General features: G+C 65.1%; 11 protein-coding genes and 1 tRNA gene. 2 read left to right on the forward strand and 10 right to left on the reverse strand.

Annotation, left to right across the window (positions count from 1 at the left end):
- Positions 1 to 51: 51 nt before the first annotated feature.
- The gene (locus VJ811_RS09130) at positions 52 to 1620 is read right to left on the reverse strand and encodes a hypothetical protein (RefSeq protein WP_324071960.1); all 1569 of its coding nucleotides are present in this window, start codon (positions 1618 to 1620) and stop codon (positions 52 to 54) included.
- Positions 1621 to 1940: 320 nt separating this feature from the next.
- Between VJ811_RS09130 and VJ811_RS09135 the strand changes: the two genes are divergently transcribed.
- Positions 1941 to 2027 (forward strand) — tRNA-Leu (locus VJ811_RS09135).
- Between the two features lie 172 nt (positions 2028 to 2199).
- Here VJ811_RS09135 and VJ811_RS09140 read toward each other — a convergent pair.
- The 9 genes from VJ811_RS09140 to VJ811_RS09180 all read right to left on the reverse strand — a co-directional run bounded on the left by VJ811_RS09140 (position 2200) and on the right by VJ811_RS09180 (position 15049).
- Positions 2200 to 3219, reverse strand: coding sequence for a sugar kinase (locus VJ811_RS09140; RefSeq protein WP_324071961.1), 1020 nt, complete (start codon positions 3217 to 3219; stop codon positions 2200 to 2202).
- Positions 3216 to 4013, reverse strand: a complete 798-nt coding sequence (locus tag VJ811_RS09145; RefSeq protein WP_324071962.1) for a 2-keto-4-pentenoate hydratase — start codon at positions 4011 to 4013, stop codon at positions 3216 to 3218. The genes VJ811_RS09140 and VJ811_RS09145 overlap by 4 nt, the downstream gene beginning before the upstream one ends.
- The gene (locus tag VJ811_RS09150) at positions 4013 to 4759 is read right to left on the reverse strand and encodes a FadR/GntR family transcriptional regulator (protein WP_324071963.1); all 747 of its coding nucleotides are present in this window, start codon (positions 4757 to 4759) and stop codon (positions 4013 to 4015) included. Before VJ811_RS09150 ends, VJ811_RS09145 begins: the two co-directional genes overlap by 1 nt.
- An 82-nt stretch (positions 4760 to 4841) precedes the next feature.
- Positions 4842 to 7706, reverse strand: coding sequence for a TonB-dependent receptor (locus VJ811_RS09155; protein WP_324071964.1), 2865 nt, complete (start codon positions 7704 to 7706; stop codon positions 4842 to 4844).
- Positions 7707 to 7821: 115 nt separating this feature from the next.
- Positions 7822 to 8661 carry a rhamnogalacturonan acetylesterase gene (locus tag VJ811_RS09160; protein WP_324071965.1) on the reverse strand — a complete coding sequence of 280 codons (840 nt, stop codon included), beginning with the start codon at positions 8659 to 8661 and terminating at the stop codon, positions 7822 to 7824.
- The gene (locus tag VJ811_RS09165; protein ID WP_324071966.1) at positions 8661 to 9413 is read right to left on the reverse strand and encodes a glucose 1-dehydrogenase; all 753 of its coding nucleotides are present in this window, start codon (positions 9411 to 9413) and stop codon (positions 8661 to 8663) included. Before VJ811_RS09165 ends, VJ811_RS09160 begins: the two co-directional genes overlap by 1 nt.
- A gap of 13 nt (positions 9414 to 9426) precedes the next feature.
- The gene (locus VJ811_RS09170; RefSeq protein ID WP_324071967.1) at positions 9427 to 10710 is read right to left on the reverse strand and encodes an MFS transporter; all 1284 of its coding nucleotides are present in this window, start codon (positions 10708 to 10710) and stop codon (positions 9427 to 9429) included.
- Positions 10707 to 12869 carry a heparinase II/III domain-containing protein gene (locus VJ811_RS09175; protein WP_324071968.1) on the reverse strand — a complete coding sequence of 721 codons (2163 nt, stop codon included), beginning with the start codon at positions 12867 to 12869 and terminating at the stop codon, positions 10707 to 10709. Before VJ811_RS09175 ends, VJ811_RS09170 begins: the two co-directional genes overlap by 4 nt.
- Positions 12866 to 15049, reverse strand: a complete 2184-nt coding sequence (locus tag VJ811_RS09180) for a chondroitinase-B domain-containing protein (RefSeq protein WP_324071969.1) — start codon at positions 15047 to 15049, stop codon at positions 12866 to 12868. Before VJ811_RS09180 ends, VJ811_RS09175 begins: the two co-directional genes overlap by 4 nt.
- Positions 15050 to 15227: 178 nt before the next feature.
- On the opposite strand from VJ811_RS09180, the gene VJ811_RS09185 reads away from it, so the two are divergent.
- Positions 15228 to 15823: TonB-dependent receptor plug domain-containing protein (locus tag VJ811_RS09185; protein WP_324071970.1), on the forward strand; the 596-nt coding region annotated here is incomplete at its 3' end.

The raw sequence follows: 15823 nt of genomic DNA on the forward strand, positions 1-15823 counted from the left end.
GAGCGGGCCAGCCCGTCAGGCGTGCCCGCTCCCCAATTGGATCGCGAGCGATCAGGTCGTCGGGATGGCGCTGCAGCTGGCGCTCGTCGTGCCGAAGTTCGCGGTCGTCGAGTTGCAGGTCCAGCCCTGATACCAGGTGTCGTTGGCGTCGCGGACGGCGCCGACATAGACGGTGGTGTCGAAGAAGGCGTTCAGCGTCTTCGCGTTGAAGGGCGTGAAGCCGGTTTCGGTCGCCCCGTTGATGAACAGGCTGGTCAGCGAGGGCACATAGTTCGAGCGGTTGTTCGTGCCGGCTTCGAAGATCGTCTGAACCTGCGCGTCGGTGACGCCGTTCGTGCCGCGGAACGGCGAGGCGTTGCACTGCAACGAGACCGAGAAGAATTTCGGCGGACCGGCTTCGTCGAGCGCGGGGTTCGCCGGGTTGATCGTCGTCGCGCTGTTGAGGCCGAGGCAGCGGAAGCCCGGAGCGACGATCAGGCCGTTGGCGAAGGTATAGTCTGCGCCGCCGCGGACAAGGATCGACACGCCGTTACCCGCCGCATTGTTGCGGTGGATATAGGTGAAGTTCGAGATCGCGACATTCTGGCGCGGAACCGCATCCTCGTTGCCGTTCGAGTCGATTTCCATCATCGAGTCGCCGACCGCGCCGCCCTCGCGCTGCACGCCGATGACATACTGAATGTTGCCCTTATAGCCGACGTCGGTGTCGAGGCCGTCGTCTTCGGCGCCGGTGATCACCAGATGCTTCATGTTCACGCGGCCGCCAAAGACTTCGATGCCGTCGTCCGAGCTGTTGTGGATCTGGACATGGTCGATCTGGGTGCCCGAACCGGTGCCCGACGGGGTCAGACCCTGAAGCTCGCTTGCCGCCGACAGGATGAAGCCCGAATAGCGGATCTGGACATAGGACAGGCGGCCCGAGTTATCGGCCGGCTGCGCGCCGCCATAGAGCGCGTTCGACGTGCCTTCGGTGTCGCGTTCGCAGGCCGCGGTGCCCGGCGCCGCGCCCGGTGCAAGGCAGTCGGTGATCGGCGCGCGGCCGAGCAGGACGACACCGCCCCACAGCTGCGAGGTCTGGTCGCCCGCCGAGCCGACGACGTTGCCGCGGCCGGTGAAGATGATCGGCTGCGTCGGCGTGCCGACCGCGTCGATCCGGTTGCCGCGGTTGACCGCGAGGAAGGAAACGCCCGTTGCGCCAAAGATGGTGACGCCCGGATCGACCGTCAGCGTGACGACATTGTTGGTGCTCGCCGCACCCTGGTCGGTGCCGACATCGACGCGGCCGGGGAGCGAATAGATGACGCCCGCGACCTTCGGAATGGCGGTCGTTGCAGTAAAGCGCGTCGGGAAGCCGCAATTGCGCCATTCGCCGCCGGGACCCGAAATCGTGCCGAGGTTCGTAAGCTGGTCGGGACCGGCGATGGTCGGGCAGTTCGCGGCGGGGGTCACGGTCCCCGGCGTCGGGGTCGGGGTTGGCGTGGGGGTCGGCGTCGGCGTCGGGGCAGGAATGACGATCACGCCTTCACCCGGCGACGCGACGCCGTCGGCACCGCACGCCGCAAGAATGGAACAGGCCACGCCGCTGAGCATGACCAAACGAATGCGTGCGAAAGCCGCCATGAAAATCTCCGTTCCCGGTGTGCGCCCCCACTATCGGTTGAGCGGCGCCCCTGATGAAAAATCACCGGCGAACGAGAAGAGATGTGCTGACTCGCCCCCGGTGACGCCGCCACTAGGGTGATTCGATGACGGTCTGACGCCAGAGCCGTGACACTTGAGTGACTCTTTTGAGTCGGTTCGATGACATCGACAGCAGCGCTAGGAGCCGTCTGCTCGCACCAGCGAAAATAAATGCAGCGAAGCTCGCTTGCATCACCCGGAAAGCTTTGCTAGGCGCCCGCTCCTACCTGGTGCCGGACCCGTCCGGACCATCATGATGTGCGGTCGTGGCGGAACTGGTAGACGCGCAACGTTGAGGTCGTTGTGGCCGAAAGGCCGTGGAAGTTCGAGTCTTCTCGACCGCACCATCATTAGTAGTTCATGGCTTGTTTTCAGCATATTGGCTGAGGCCATAAACTCGGCGGGGTTATTGCCCCTTTTTGTTTCGAAATTTCGATGGCAATGGCGAAAGCGGACTGCCGCCGTTCGTCGAGCGACGAATGGACATTAGCCATTCAGCCGAATCTCGCCCGGCAGATTCTAGCGTGAAATGTCCTGCGCCACATCGGAAACGCGGTCGACCATTGCGCGCGAAAATGGCGCAAGATCGCCGTGGATGCCATGTTTGAGAACGGACAGCCCGAGGCCGCGCTTCGCTGCATCCGCCAAGCCCCTCCCCTGCCACAATCCGTCGAGAATGCCGGCCGCGAACGCATCGCCGGTTCCGACCCGGTCGATCACCGGCGCGACGATGGTGGGATCGCTTGCGCCTCCCTCGTCGCGTGTATCGATACGCGCCGTGATCCGGTGCACATCCGGGCCGACTATCTCACGCGCCGTCGATGCAACATATTCGAGCGACGGAAAGTGATCGAGCAGCGCGAGGGCCGCCTCGCGCCGCCGGTCTTCGGCTTCACCCGAAAACTCGCGGCCGAGGAGCAGCGCCGCGTCGCGATGATTGCCGAACAGCACCGTCGCCTGCGCGACGATCGGTTTCAATATGGCCGCCGGATCGGGCTGCCAGCGATCCCAAAGGCGTCCGCGCCAATTGCCGTCGAACGAGACGCCGATCCCGGCCGCCCGCGCATGCGTGACAGCTTCGAGCGCGGCTTCGGCGCTGTTCGGCCCGAGCGCGGGCGTAACCCCCGACACATGCAGCCAGCCGGCGCCGTTCAGCAGGCGATCCCAATGCCAGTCGCCCGGCCCGGCCTCGGCAAAAGCCGAGCCGGCGCGGTCATAGACGACCTCGGCCGGCCGCATCGGACCACCGGGAAGGTAATAATAAAGGCCCATGCGGCCCGCGGGGCGAAGCACCGGCGCAACATCGACGCCGTGGCGGCGCAATTCCCCCAGCACGCCGTCGCCGATCGGTCCTTCGGGAACCGCGCTGATCATCGCGGTCTGATGCCCAAGCGTCGCCAGCGCGACGGCGACATTCGCCTCGGCGCCGCCGGCATGCGCGTCGAATCGCGCCGATTGCAGCGGCATTTCGCCGTGCGGAACCGATACGCGCATGACGATTTCGCCGAAGCAGGCGATGGTTCCTTGGGGCGAGATCATGGTTTGAATCCGGTTTCGCCGATGGCGGTGCAGGCAATCTGGACGGCCCGGCCGAAACGGGCTGCCGCCGCCCCGCCAATGCCGATCGCATGGACCCCGGTGATCGCACCGGCCGAAATCCATTGTCCGGGCTTCAGTTCGATCACGCCGCGCCGATCGAGGTCGACGAGAAAATTGAGCGATCCCCACGGACCGTCGAGCACGTCGATCGCGCGCCCGGTTCCGACCGTCACGCCATCGATTTGCGTTTCGACCGCCAGCGTCGTGAAATCGGCGATGTCCAGCCTCGGCCCCAGCAGAAGCCCGTTGTTGATGCCGATATCGGCGATGATGCCAAAGGGGGCGTGGTCGTGGACGTCGGGTGCGGGCGAGCTTGCGACTTCGAACCCGGCGCGGATCTCGTCAACCCATGTGGCACCGTCGTCGCCGCCCGTCAGCCGGTCGGGCACCGCGCGCAGGCGCAGCATCACCTCGGCCTCGATCGCACCGGCGCCACCAGCGAAGATCGCCGCATCGCCCGGAACCTCCCCGTCGAGTTCGGCGATCCGCAGCACGGGTCCCGCGACACGCTCGGCGCCCAGAACCTCGATCAAGGCCGACGGAATACGCCCGACCTTCCAGCCGAGCACTGGCGCGCCCAGCGCGGCAATCAGGCGCTGCTGCATCGCATAAGCCTCAGCGAGCGTGGCCGGCACCGGCGCAGGAAAGGCGGCGAGCGCGCGCCCCGACAGGCGTGCGCCGAGCAGCGCCGCGACCGGATCCGGCGCGGCCGGTGAAGGCGAATAGTCCGGCATCAGGCCAATTTTGCACTCAGCAGATAGCGTTGGCGGCTTTCGGCGGACTGGCGGCGCAGCTCGACGATCGCGCGCTCCTCGGTCTCGTCGAGCATCGATTCGATCAGGCGGTTGAAGTGGCGCCGCATCGCGAGCCGGGCGCCGGTCGCATCGCGTTTGCGCAGCGCCGCGACGACGTCGGCATGCTCGGCCTGACGCGCGCTGCCATCCTTGCGGCACACCAAAGAATGGCTGCTCCGCACCTCGGGCAATTCCATCCGCATCCGCCACAGGCTCTCGATCACATGGATGATCGCCTTGTTGCTCGACGCGGCGGCGATCGTCATGTGAAACTCGCGGTCGATCGCGCTGATATCTTCCTCGCTCTTGCTGTCATCGGCCATCGCCTCGAGCAATTCGTCGAGTTTGGCGAGCGTTTCGGCCGAAATCGTCGGCGCGGCAAGCGCCGCGGCTTCGGCCTCGAACAGCGACCGCGCCTCGGTCAGCTCGAAGGCGCTGACTTTGGGCAGGATCGCATTGTCACCGGGCAGGATCGCCTCGACATAGGCACCCGCGCCGGTGCGGATGTGAATCCACCCCGTCGCCTGCAACGCGATCTCGGCCTCGCGAATCGTCACCCGGCTGACCTCGAAGCGCTCGGACAGCTCGCGCTCGCCGGGCAGCCGCGTTCCCGGCGGAAAGGTTCCGTCGAGAATCAGGCGCCGAATCGTATCGGCGACATCTTCGAAAAGGCGGCGTTCGGCCATGGTCAATCTTCTCCCCGCACAAGTGTCAGGAAGTCCATACAATCCGGTAGGACAAGTTTGAAGCCCATGACCGAAGTTAGTTTCAGATCCGCGCCCGGACGCCGATGAAATATTTCGCGCCATAATAATGATACTGACGGCTGCTGCCATAGACCGGCATATAGGTCGCCTTGGGCTCGTTGAAGATGTTGAGCGCCTCGAAGCGGAGCGACACGCCGGGCATCAGGTTCAGCGACGCGCGGAAATCGACGGTCTCGCTCGGCCCGACATAGCGCAGCTGGCTGTTACCGCCGACGAAGTCCTGGAAATAGCTCGAACGATAATTGTAGATCGCCTGCAGCGACACCGGGCCGATGTCGTAATAGGCCTGCGCCGACAGCACATGCTTCGAATAGCCCGAGAGGCCCGCCGGCGGGATGATGCCTTCGCTCACCTCTTCGGTGACAGGATCATATTGGTCGCCGAGGCGGATGTCCTGCGTCTCGAAATTGGAGTCGGCGTAGTTATAGCTGACCTTCGCGCCCAGCCCGTCGAGCGGCTTCGGCAGGAAGCTGAAGCGCGTCGCCGCGGTCAGTTCGAGGCCATAGATACGCGACTTGTCGGGGCTGTTGCGCGTCTGCGTCACCGGGATCGACACCGTCTCGCCGTCGATCGTGAAATCCTCGTTCAACACCACCGGCTGGAAGCCGCCGTTGAATTGCTTGTAGTAAACGGTCGCCGACAGGAGGCTGTCCTTGTTCGGATACCATTCGACCGACAGGTCGCCGTTCCATGACATCAGCGGCTTCAGGCGCGGGCTGCCGTTGGCGCGGATATTGTCGATCGCATCCTCGATCGATGTGAAGTCCCCGGCGCCTTCGAGCGTGATCGTGCGCCCGGCGCCGAGCGCGCTCGGGTTGGGGCGCGACATGGCGCGATAGCCCGCGAGGCGGACGAGCGTGTTCGGCGCGACCTCGAAGATCGCGTTGACGCTGGGCAGGATGCGCGTGTTGCTGCTCTTGATCGTTTCGGTCACGAAGTCGCCGGTTTCGTCGAGCGTGAACGAGCCGTCGCCGCTGGGGTCGGGAACGACGATCAGGTCGCTGCGCAGCCCCTTTGAGGTGACGCGGGTGTTGACGACGCGCACGCCGATGTTGCCGCGCACGGGCAGGCTGCCGAGGTCGCCTTCATAATCGGCCATGACATAGCCCGCGAGCGTGGTTTCCTTGACATTGCGGCTGGCGACCGAGCGCATCTCGTCGGGCAGGCCCGGATCCTCGGTTCCCAGATATTCGCGGAACAGGCAATCGACGTCGAAGGTCGCCCAACTGTTGATGCTGTTGCCCTTGGCCGCCGACAGGAAATCGGTCTGCGGGAAGGCCTGGCGGCAGATATTGTTGATCCGCTTGTCCACCGCGATCGGCTCGGTCAGGTTGAAATCGCCGTTGCGCAGGTCGTAATCGCGATAGGTAAGCTGCGACCAGCGGCCGCCGGCGGAGATCGTCTTCAGGAAACCGTCGAGTTCATAGATCGCGTCGAAGCGACCGGCGAAAATCTCGTTGTGGCGCTTGGCTTCGTCGCGCCGGAACCGCGAATCCTCCCAGAAGAGATCGTGATTATTGAGGTCGAAACGCGGGTCGATCGTGATCGTCGGCACGAAGCTGCCCGGCGTGATCTCATATTTATAGGGGATGCGCCGGTTGTTGAATATGGTGCGCACGCCGTTGACGTCGGTCGCAGCGGTGCGCAGGCGGACGTTGCGTTCGATTTCCTTGCGGATCGTGCGCGAATAGCTGCCGTCGAGTTTGATCGTCAGCCGGTCGCTCGCTTCCCAGTCGACCGACAGGCCGCCGCCGAGATATTCCTCCGACCGCGACAGTTCGGATCCGTTCGATTCAAGCGCTGAAAGGCCACTGAGGCTCTGGACGATACCATTCTCGTCATAAACGACGTTGGTCAGGCCGTTGCGACCCTCGGAGATGTTGAGGTCGCGGCGGCTTTCGACGAAGGTGCGCTTCGAATATTGGACGTCGAGATTGATGTCGAGCGTGTCGGTCGGGCGGAACTGGATCGCGCCGAACACCGCATCGCGCTTGTCGGTCTCGCTGATCTGGCGGAAGGTATAAGCGTTGGGGACGAGGTAGAAGGGCAGGTTCTGCCCATATTCGCCGCGCTCATATTCGTTGCAATTGCCATTCGCGACGACCGGCGAGGCCTGGCACGCGGTCCAGGTCGTCGATGCGGCATAGGTTTCTTCGGGATTGTTCGTGTCGTTGCGCTGGACGCCGATCGCGATGCCGATCGTGTCGTTCGCGAACTGGTCGACATAGCTCAGCGTCCCGCGCCAGCCGATGCCGCCCGATCCGCCGGTGATACGGTCGCCATAAGGGTTGAACTGCGCCTTGACCTCGCCCTGCAGCCGGCGCTTGCCGAAATCGAGCGGGCGCAGCGTGCCGATCTCGATCGTGCCCGCGACGCCGCCCTCGACGAGGCTCGCCTGCTGGGTCTTGTAGATCTTGATATTGTTGACGAGCTCCGACGGGAACTGGTTGAAGTTCACCGAGCGATCGCCGCTGCCGTTCGATGCATCGCGGCCGTTGAAGGTCGCGTTCGACAGGAAGGGGCCGAGCCCGCGCAGCGCGATTTCGGACGCGTCGCCCTTTTCGCGGTGCGTCGTCGCGCCGGTGATCGTCTGGATCGCCTGCCCGACCGAGATGGCGGGGATGTCGCCGATGTCGTCCGACGACAGCGCGTCGACGATCGCGGTTTCTTCGCGCTTGGTGTTGATCGAATTCTGGATCGTTTCGCGGATGCCGGTGACGACGATCGCGTCTTCTTCCGGCTCGGCCTGCGGTGCGGGTGCGTCCTGCGCCATCGCGGGCGTCGCGGCGATCAGCAGCATCGAACCGGCGCCGGCCAGCAAGGCGGCACGCAGCACGCGCGCACGGATCTGATTACGAGAATTCACGTCGTCTCTCCCAAAAGTCGATTCTGTTCTGGCCAATATAGTCAATCGTGGCTGCAACATTGTCAACCACTATGTATGGCAAATTGGTTAGTCCATTTTGCCATGCATGCCTTTGTCAGCGAACGAGCTGGCTCCTGAGGTCCGGCACCGCACGCGCAAGTGCCTGCGCAACCAGCTTGGCGGTGACCTCGGCGCCAATGTCACCGAGGTGCGTATAATCGAACTTGCGCGTCACCTGTCCGCGCGCACCATCGCCCGCAATCGGGGCGGGCTCGGGCGGCGCCGGGCGTGCGGTCAGCGTCGTGCCCGCTTTCGCCGCGGCGAGTTCCTCTGCTGTCGGCGGTTCCTGCGCCAGCTTGGCCGCCATCTCGGCGCCCATTTCCTGCGCCTGCGCGGCGCTGAGTGCGTTGAGGTCCACCAGCGGCACGTCCATCGCCTTGGCAACGCCGCGCACCTGATCGGACCAGCTCGCGAGCGTGTTCTTGAGCTTGCCGTCCTTGAACTCACGCCGCGTCAGCGGGGTGACGAGCACCGGCGTCGCCCCCGCCGCCCTCACCTCTTCGACGAAGCGGCGGAGGTTGGCGGGGAACTCGGTCGTCTCGTCGGTCCAGCGTTCGGATTTGCTCGACTGGTCGTTATGCGCGAACTGGATCAGCACCCAGGTGCCGCGATAGCCGGGCACCTTCGCCTCGGCGAGCGCGATTTCCCAGCCGCCTTCCTGGCGATAGCTGCGCGTGCTGCGCCCGCCGCGCCCGGCGTTGAGACACGCGACCGACGATTTGACGTGGCGCGAACAGAAGGCCCCGCCCCAACCGCTGTGCGGCGCCATCGTCGAATCGCCAACAAGGATGATCTTGTACGGCTCGAGCGGCGGCGCATCGGTCCGCTCGCGGGTCTGGGCCTGCGCCCCGCTCGCGAGCAGGGCAACGATGGCTGTCGCTACGAGCCGGCGCATCAGGAGAAACCCAGCCCGCCGTTGATGTCGAGGCAGACGCCCGCGAGGAAGCTCGCCGCCGGCGACGCCAGATAGACGATCGCGTCGGCGACCTCGTCGGGATGGCCCTCGCGGCGCAGCGGCGTGTTGCCGGCGGTCGCGGCGCGGCCCTCGGGCTTCGAGAAAATGTCGTGGAAGCTGGTGCCGATCAGGCCGGGACAGACCGCGTTGACGCGGATACCCTGCGGCCCGAGTTCCTTGGCCATTGAGCGCGTGTAGGTCATCAGCGCGCCCTTGGCGGTCGCATAGACCGAGGCGCCGGGGCCGCCGCCGTCGCGGCCGGCGAGCGACGACACGTTCACGACGGCCGATCCTTCGCCGAGGAAGGGCTGTGCCGCCTGCAGCACAAGGAACACCGACTTCAGGTTGAGCGTCATCACCTGGTCGAAGAAGGCTTCGTCCATCTCGCTCAGCGTCTTGCGCGCGATCATGCCGCCGGCGAGGTTGACGAGGATGTCGAGCCGGCCGCTGAACGCGATGCCGACCTCGTCGAGCATCGCCTTGACCGCATTGCTGTCGGTGACGTCGGCCTGGATCAGAAAGGCGTCGCCGCCCGCGTCCTTGATCGTTTTCAGCGTCTCTTCGGCGGCTTCGCGGCCACTGTTGTAATTGATCGCGACGCGGACGCCGGCGCGCGCGAGCGCGATCGAGACCGATCGGCCAATGTCGCGTCCGCCGCCGGTGACGAGCGCGGTTTTCCCCTGGAGAGTCATGTGATGCAGTTCCTTATTCTTGGGTGTTGGTGGGTTGGGTGACGACCGGTTCGACGCGTCCGCCGATCAGCCAGAAACAGAGGAAAGAAATCGGCACGATCGCTGCACTTAATGCGAAGATCGGCGCGTAACTTGTCTTGGTGAGCACGGGGACGAGCCAGGTCGTGATCAGCGTCCCGGCGACCGCGGCGGTCCCGCTGATCCCCGCGAGGCTGCCGACGGCGCCGCCGCCGAAATAGTCGCTGGGCAGCGTCTGGATATTGCCGATCGCCATCTGGAATCCGAAGAGGATGCAGGCGATCAGCAGCACGGCGGAGAGCGGCTCGCTGGCCCCGATGGCGAACAGCAGCGCCGGGAGCATGATCGCGCAACCGATCGCGATCGTCAGCGTGCGCGCCTTGTGCACCCCGCCGCCAGCGGTGATGATCCGCCCCGAAAGCCAGCCGCCGAACAGGCTGCCGAGCATCGCGCCGACAAAAGGCACCCATGCGAACAGGCCGATCTGCTTGACGTCGAAGCCGAAGGTTTCGGCCAGATAGATCGGCAGCCACGACACGAACAACCACCACACCGGATCGAGGAAGAAGCGCGACAGGATGACGCCCCAACTCTGGCGATAGCGCAGCAATTCGCCCAGTGGCACGCGGCGGCTATCGTCGCGGCCGGCCTCGGTGCGCCCGGTCAGGATATAGTTGCGCTCTTCTTCGCCAAGGCCGGGATGCTTGTCGGGGTCGGCCTTGTAGAACCAGAGCCACGGAACCAGCCACACGAAGCCGAGCACGCCGATGAGCAGGAAGGTTCCGTGCCAGCCGAACTGGACGAACAGCAATGCGATCAGCGGCGCCGAGATGATGCCGCCGAGCGAAGCGCCCGCATTGAAGATGCCTTGGGCCAGCGCGCGCTCGCGCGACGGAAACCATAGCGCGTTCGCCTTCGCCGCGCCGGGCCAGTTGCCCGCCTCGCTGACGCCGAGCGTTGCGCGCAGGACCATGAGCAAGGGCATCGAGCGAACCAGCGCGTGCGCCGCGATCGACAGTGACCAGACGGCGATCGAGATAGTAAAACCCATCCGCGTGCCGATTGCGTCGAAGATGCGCCCGAAGATCGACTGGCCGAAGGCGTAGAAGATCATGAAGATCGTCACCAGCAGCGCATAATCTTCCTTCGATGCGCCGATTTCCTTCGACACTTCGGGCCACATCACCGCGAGCGCGTTGCGGTCGATATAGTTGATGACGGTGGCAAGCGCGATCAGCGAGATCACGCCCCAGCGGAAGCGGCCCTTGATATTGCTCATTTCTTCGCTCCGGTTTTGGCGAGGTCGAGGCGGCCGACGGGGCCGGTCCAGGCCAGCGTGCGGCCGTCGGCGATGACGCTGTGTTTGGCCCCGGCGGTGACATCGTCGGCGACCGCGACCGCAATACGACGACCGTCCACGAGCGTGATCAGGACGAGATCGGCGCCCTTCTCCTTGCGATGCTCGAGCGCCGAGACGCGCGCGCTGCTCGCGACGACCGTTTCGGCCGACGCATCATAGGCGCCGTGCGGTTCGAGCAGGCTGACGAAGGTCGCGTCCGCCGCGCCGTCGACCCGCTGGATCAGCGCGGGTTCGCGGCGCAGGTTGAACTCGGGATCGTTCGCACCGCTTTCGGCGACGATGAAGCGCGCCCCCGCGGGCGGCAGCATATGATAGCTGTAGAAGCGGCTGCCCTGCATCCACGTCAGCCGCGCCTTGCCCGTCTTGGTGCCCTCGCCATCGATCCACAGATGCTCATAGCCGTTCGCCTTGCCGAGCACCGGCCGTTCGGCGAGCTTGCGATCGAACGCGATATCGCTGTCGATGATATGTCCCGAAAAATGCAGCGGCAGGTCATAGCGATGCCTGCCGCTGCCAGTTCCGTGGAGGATATCGAGCGTTAGGGGGTTGGCGAGGCCGTCGATCTCGACCAGCAACAGCGCGCGGCGGATTTTGACGTCCTTGTACGCGCTGTCGATTTCGCCGATCGCATAGCGCGTCGGGCCTTCGAGCGAGGCCGCGAGCTGGCGCGTTCCGGATTTTTCGCCCGCCTTCCAGTCGCCGCCGAAGTGGCTTTGCTCGTCGACCACAAGCGTATTGTGCGCAATCGTCGCGCTCGCCCAGCTATCGTTTTCAGGGAGGTAGCGCCCGCCGCGCTTTGCCTCGACATTCAGGAACCGCGCGGCGCCATAATCGGTCACGACCGCGCCGGTCTCGTCATAATAGAGCCAGCCGAGGCGGTCGAAATGGCCGTGTCCCATGCCCTGCACCGTGTTCTTGGCGACGAGCAGCGGGCCGGTCGGATCGGCCTTGGTGCGGAGCAGCACAAGCGCGCCGTCCTTGCCCTCGGGCCCGTCGCTCAGGCTGCGCGAGCCGAACGGCCAGGGCTTGGCCTTGCCCGCCGCAAGGTCGGCCGCCATCGCCTGCCCCGCTGGCGTCAGCACCGTATGCCCCTGCCAGTCGGCGATCGACAGGAAGGTCGGATCCTTCGTCGCGCCATAGGCGATCGCGACCGCGTGATAGAGTTCCTCGGTGCGCAGGCTCTTGTCGGGCATCGCATCGTTGATCGGCAGGAAAGTGCCGTCGTGCGTCACGTCGATCGCGGTGCGGATCGCCTTCAGCACGATGCCATCGCGATACTCGAAAATCTTGCGGCCCGGATCGTTCGCCGCGATTGCCGCTGCAAAGACGACGAAGGGCTGCAGCGCATAGCGCTGATAATAGGGCCCTTCCGCATAATAGCCGTCGGGAGAAAAGAGCAGGCCGAGCTGGCGCAGGAAGCCCGCCTTGCCGCTCTTGTCGAGCCCGAGCAACGCCTTGTCGACGAGATCGCGGTCGCCGAGCAGATAGCCCGACAGGCCGACGCCCGCGGCGGCCCAGGTCGCATGATTATGGATGCGGTTGATGACCTCGGGCGAACCGTCGGACAGGAAGTGCGCCATCGGGCGGATCACCTGATCGTCGATGCGCTTGCGGTCGGCGGCGGACAGGGCATCGCGGATCTCGGCATAGCCCTGCACCGCGTTCACGAGGAAGACGCTGTCGTTGAGGCTCTGCCAGAAGAGGCGGCCCGCGCTCTGGTTGGCCTTGGCCGGATGCGGCCCGAGCCCCGGATAGAGGTCGGCATAAGCGAGCAGCAGGTCGCGGACATGATCGCGATAGCGAACGTCGCCGGTGAGGCGATAGAGCTGCCCGCCCTCGAAGATCGTGCGGTAATTGCGCTTATGCTGTTCGTGGGTGAAGCCCCCGCCCGGATCCTTGGGGACGGGCACGTTGACGCCCGCCTTGATCGACGCCTCGACGCCGGTCTTGGCGCGCTCGATTTCGGCGGCGAACAGCGGCGCGAATGCCTGCGCCGAAGCGGCCGGTGGGGTCTGCGCCGAAACGGGGACGGCTGGCAGCGTGGCGGCGGCTAGCAAGAGCGCGATGGTGCGGGTCACGGGCGCGCCTCCACGACATTGCCCGCGATCTGCCCGCGCGGCGAGCCTTTCCACGCGAGTTCCTCGATCCGCGGCGCGGGCGTCGCAGCAAAGGCGTTCGACGCAATCTGCGTTTCGGGCGCGCCGACCGAATGGATAACAAGGACGCCATCCGACTTTGCGAAGTTGTTTTGCACAACATCTGCGTGCTGCGCGCCCGAGATGCGCAGCGATGCGCCGTCGCGGCCGCTGTCGGCGACGCTCGATCCGATCATCGCGAACCATGGACCGAAGGTGCTCTCGTCGGTGCCCTTGCGCAGCAGGTCGGCGACCATCGCGACGCGCGCGAAGCGGCTGCCGGTGATCGTCAACCGCTCCATCGGATACCAGCCCTTGGGCTCCTGTTCGCCCGTCGCCGCGACGACCACGCCCAATTCGGCAAAGTCGCTGTTCGTAATCCTGATATCGTCAGCGAAGGTGCCCGGCGCCATGGCGATGCCATCGAGCCGGCCCTTGCCGGGCCCACGCACCGACACGCCGTCGAGCGTGACGCTATAGTTGGGCGCGACGCCGCTCCCGACCGCGATCAGCGCGCCGTCGCCGGGCGCACCGCTCGCATCGACCGCGAGATTTTCGAGCCGCAATCCACCGCCGCCTTCGATCCGCGCAAGGCTCGACGCGATGCGGAGCACGGGCTTCGCGTCCGTCGTGCCCGCGATGGTCAGCCGGTGCCGCACCGTCAGCGGCGCCGCGATGTCATAGGTGCCGGTCGCGAGCGTCAACGTATCGCCCGCCTTCGCTTCGGCGACCGCCTGTGCGACCGACGCGCCGGCAGCAAGCGGCCGCTTGCTGCCGCTGCCGAATGCCGCTTCGGGCGCATCGCCGCGATACCAGCTTGCCCCGACCTCGCCGCGTTTCACCGGCTTCAGGTCGCGCGGCGCGCCGACCGCGGCAAGCGCCGGATCGGCCGGGTAAAGCAGGCCGTTGGCGGCGCGCTCGAGCTTGACCTCACGCTGCTCGACCCCCGCGCCCAGCAGCGGCTTGGCGACCTTCGCCTCGACATTGCCCGCCATTGCAATGCCGCCAATTTCGCCCTCGGCGCGGAACGGATCCTGCCCCTGCGCGCCGACGATCAGATTGCGCTCGAACTTGCTGTCGACGGGCGCCGCCGACCGCTCGGCGTCGGCCCCAGCGGCCAAGGTGATGCGCGCGCTGTCGATAATGCTGTTGCCCTCGATCCGCGCGTTCGCGACCTGATGATAGCGGTTGATTACCGAGTTCGGCACGCCGTTCATCATGCTGATCGCGCTCTTGAATGACGTGCCCGCGAGCCCCTCGAAATAATTGTCGCGCACGATCTGGTCGCGGTTGATCACGCGCACCCCGCCGGTGTCGGGCACGCCCTTGCCGAAGAAGATGTTGCGCTCGACGAGGTTGCCGTTGCCGTGGCGCAGCACAAAGGCGCCCTGCGCTTCGAGCACCAGGTTTTCGCGGATGATATTGCCGCCCGACTTGATCGAGACGATCTCGACCTCGCCGCTGGTGCGGTCGAAGATATTGCGTTCGATGGTCGTGTTCGACGCCGACAGCGACTCCTCGCTGGTGCCGATGCGGATCGTTTCGCCACCGTTCGAACCGAGCGGCGGACGCGGGCCGAAGTAATTGTGATCGATGCGATGGCGGTTATCGAGCGGATCGCCCGCGCGGCGGATCACCGCGAGCGTCACGCCGCTGTTCGTCTTGCCCTCGAAATGCGAATGGTCGATGCGGTTTCCGGTGCCGTAAAGCGCGACCCAGATGTCTTCCACGCGGCGGTCGGTCTTGCTGTAACCGTCGATGACAACCTCGGTCACGCGGGTATCGGTCGCGAGCGTTTTGGAATCGCGGCGGAAACTGATCACCTCGTTGGTCGGGCTCGCACCATTTTTGAAGACGAGGCCCGAAACGAGAAGATGCTGACCACCTATGCGCAGGTTCGACTGGCCGGTGATCGTCACCTTACCCTTGGTCTGCGCGGTCAGCGTGATCGGCTTGGCGGCGCTGCCATTGCCCGTAAAGACGATCTGGAAATCGCGCCATTCGCCGTCGGCGAGAATGATGGTGTCGCCCGGCTGCGCCTTTTTCACCGCCGCCTTATACTGCGCCTGGTCGGCCACGAGCATGTCGCGCGCCAGCGCGGGATGCGCTGTCGAGACCAGCATCGCTATCGTGAAAACCGCCCTTATCTGCACTGCACCTCACCCTTTTTTATGATTCTTGCAGGCTGGTCTACATGACAGGTAGGACAATATCAATCGGCTTTCGGTATACAACATGGGTTGACATATTGGTCTGACAAAGCGAGCTTCCTTCCAAACAAGATCAAATTGGGAGAGTGGGATGATTCGGGGCAGCATCGTTCGCGCATCGGGCACAGGCAAAATTAACCTTGCGGCGGCGCTGCTCGGCACCACTGCATTCGCGATGCTTGGCAGCCCCGCCTTTGCGCAGGACGCGACCGGGCAGGATAGCGCGACAACCGCCGATGAGACAGGCGATGATGCGATCGTCGTAACGGGCATTCGCAGCTCCCTTGCCACCGCGCTGGGCGAAAAGCGCTCCACCGACAATATCGTCGAAGTCATCCAGGCCGAGGATATCGGCAAGCTGCCCGACCAGAACCTCGCCGAAGTGCTCGAAAATGTCACCGGCGTTCAGATCACCCGGCAGGCGGGTGTCGGCAACGCCGTGCAGATCCGCGGCACCGACGCCAACCGCACCGAAATCAACGGCGTTTCCACCGTCGGATCGGGCGCCGGCCGCTCGGGCATCAGTTTCGAGGATTTGCCCGCCGCGCTGATCGCCTCGGTCGAAGTGACGAAGGTTCCGACCGCGCAGACGATCGAAGGGTCGGTCGGCGGCACGATCAATCTGCGGACGATCCGCCCGCTCGACCTCAAGGAACCGCTGATCGCTGCGCGCGCGCAGATGGAAAA

Source organism: Sphingopyxis sp. (genome assembly GCF_035250425.1).
GTDB lineage: Bacteria > Pseudomonadota > Alphaproteobacteria > Sphingomonadales > Sphingomonadaceae > Sphingopyxis.

What these genes read in the sequence shown, in the direction of transcription:
- VJ811_RS09130 (WP_324071960.1), bottom strand. Translation starts at nt 1,620, where the DNA reads ATGGCGGCTTTCGCACGCATTCGTTTGGTCATGCTCAGCGGCGTGGCC.
- VJ811_RS09140 (WP_324071961.1), bottom strand. Translation starts at nt 3,219, where the DNA reads ATGATCTCGCCCCAAGGAACCATCGCCTGCTTCGGCGAAATCGTCATG.
- VJ811_RS09145 (WP_324071962.1), bottom strand. Translation starts at nt 4,013, where the DNA reads ATGCCGGACTATTCGCCTTCACCGGCCGCGCCGGATCCGGTCGCGGCG.
- VJ811_RS09150 (WP_324071963.1), bottom strand. Translation starts at nt 4,759, where the DNA reads ATGGCCGAACGCCGCCTTTTCGAAGATGTCGCCGATACGATTCGGCGC.
- VJ811_RS09160 (WP_324071965.1), bottom strand. Translation starts at nt 8,661, where the DNA reads ATGCGCCGGCTCGTAGCGACAGCCATCGTTGCCCTGCTCGCGAGCGGG.
- VJ811_RS09165 (WP_324071966.1), bottom strand. Translation starts at nt 9,413, where the DNA reads ATGACTCTCCAGGGGAAAACCGCGCTCGTCACCGGCGGCGGACGCGAC.
- VJ811_RS09170 (WP_324071967.1), bottom strand. Translation starts at nt 10,710, where the DNA reads ATGAGCAATATCAAGGGCCGCTTCCGCTGGGGCGTGATCTCGCTGATC.
- VJ811_RS09180 (WP_324071969.1), bottom strand. Translation starts at nt 15,049, where the DNA reads ATGCTGGTCTCGACAGCGCATCCCGCGCTGGCGCGCGACATGCTCGTG.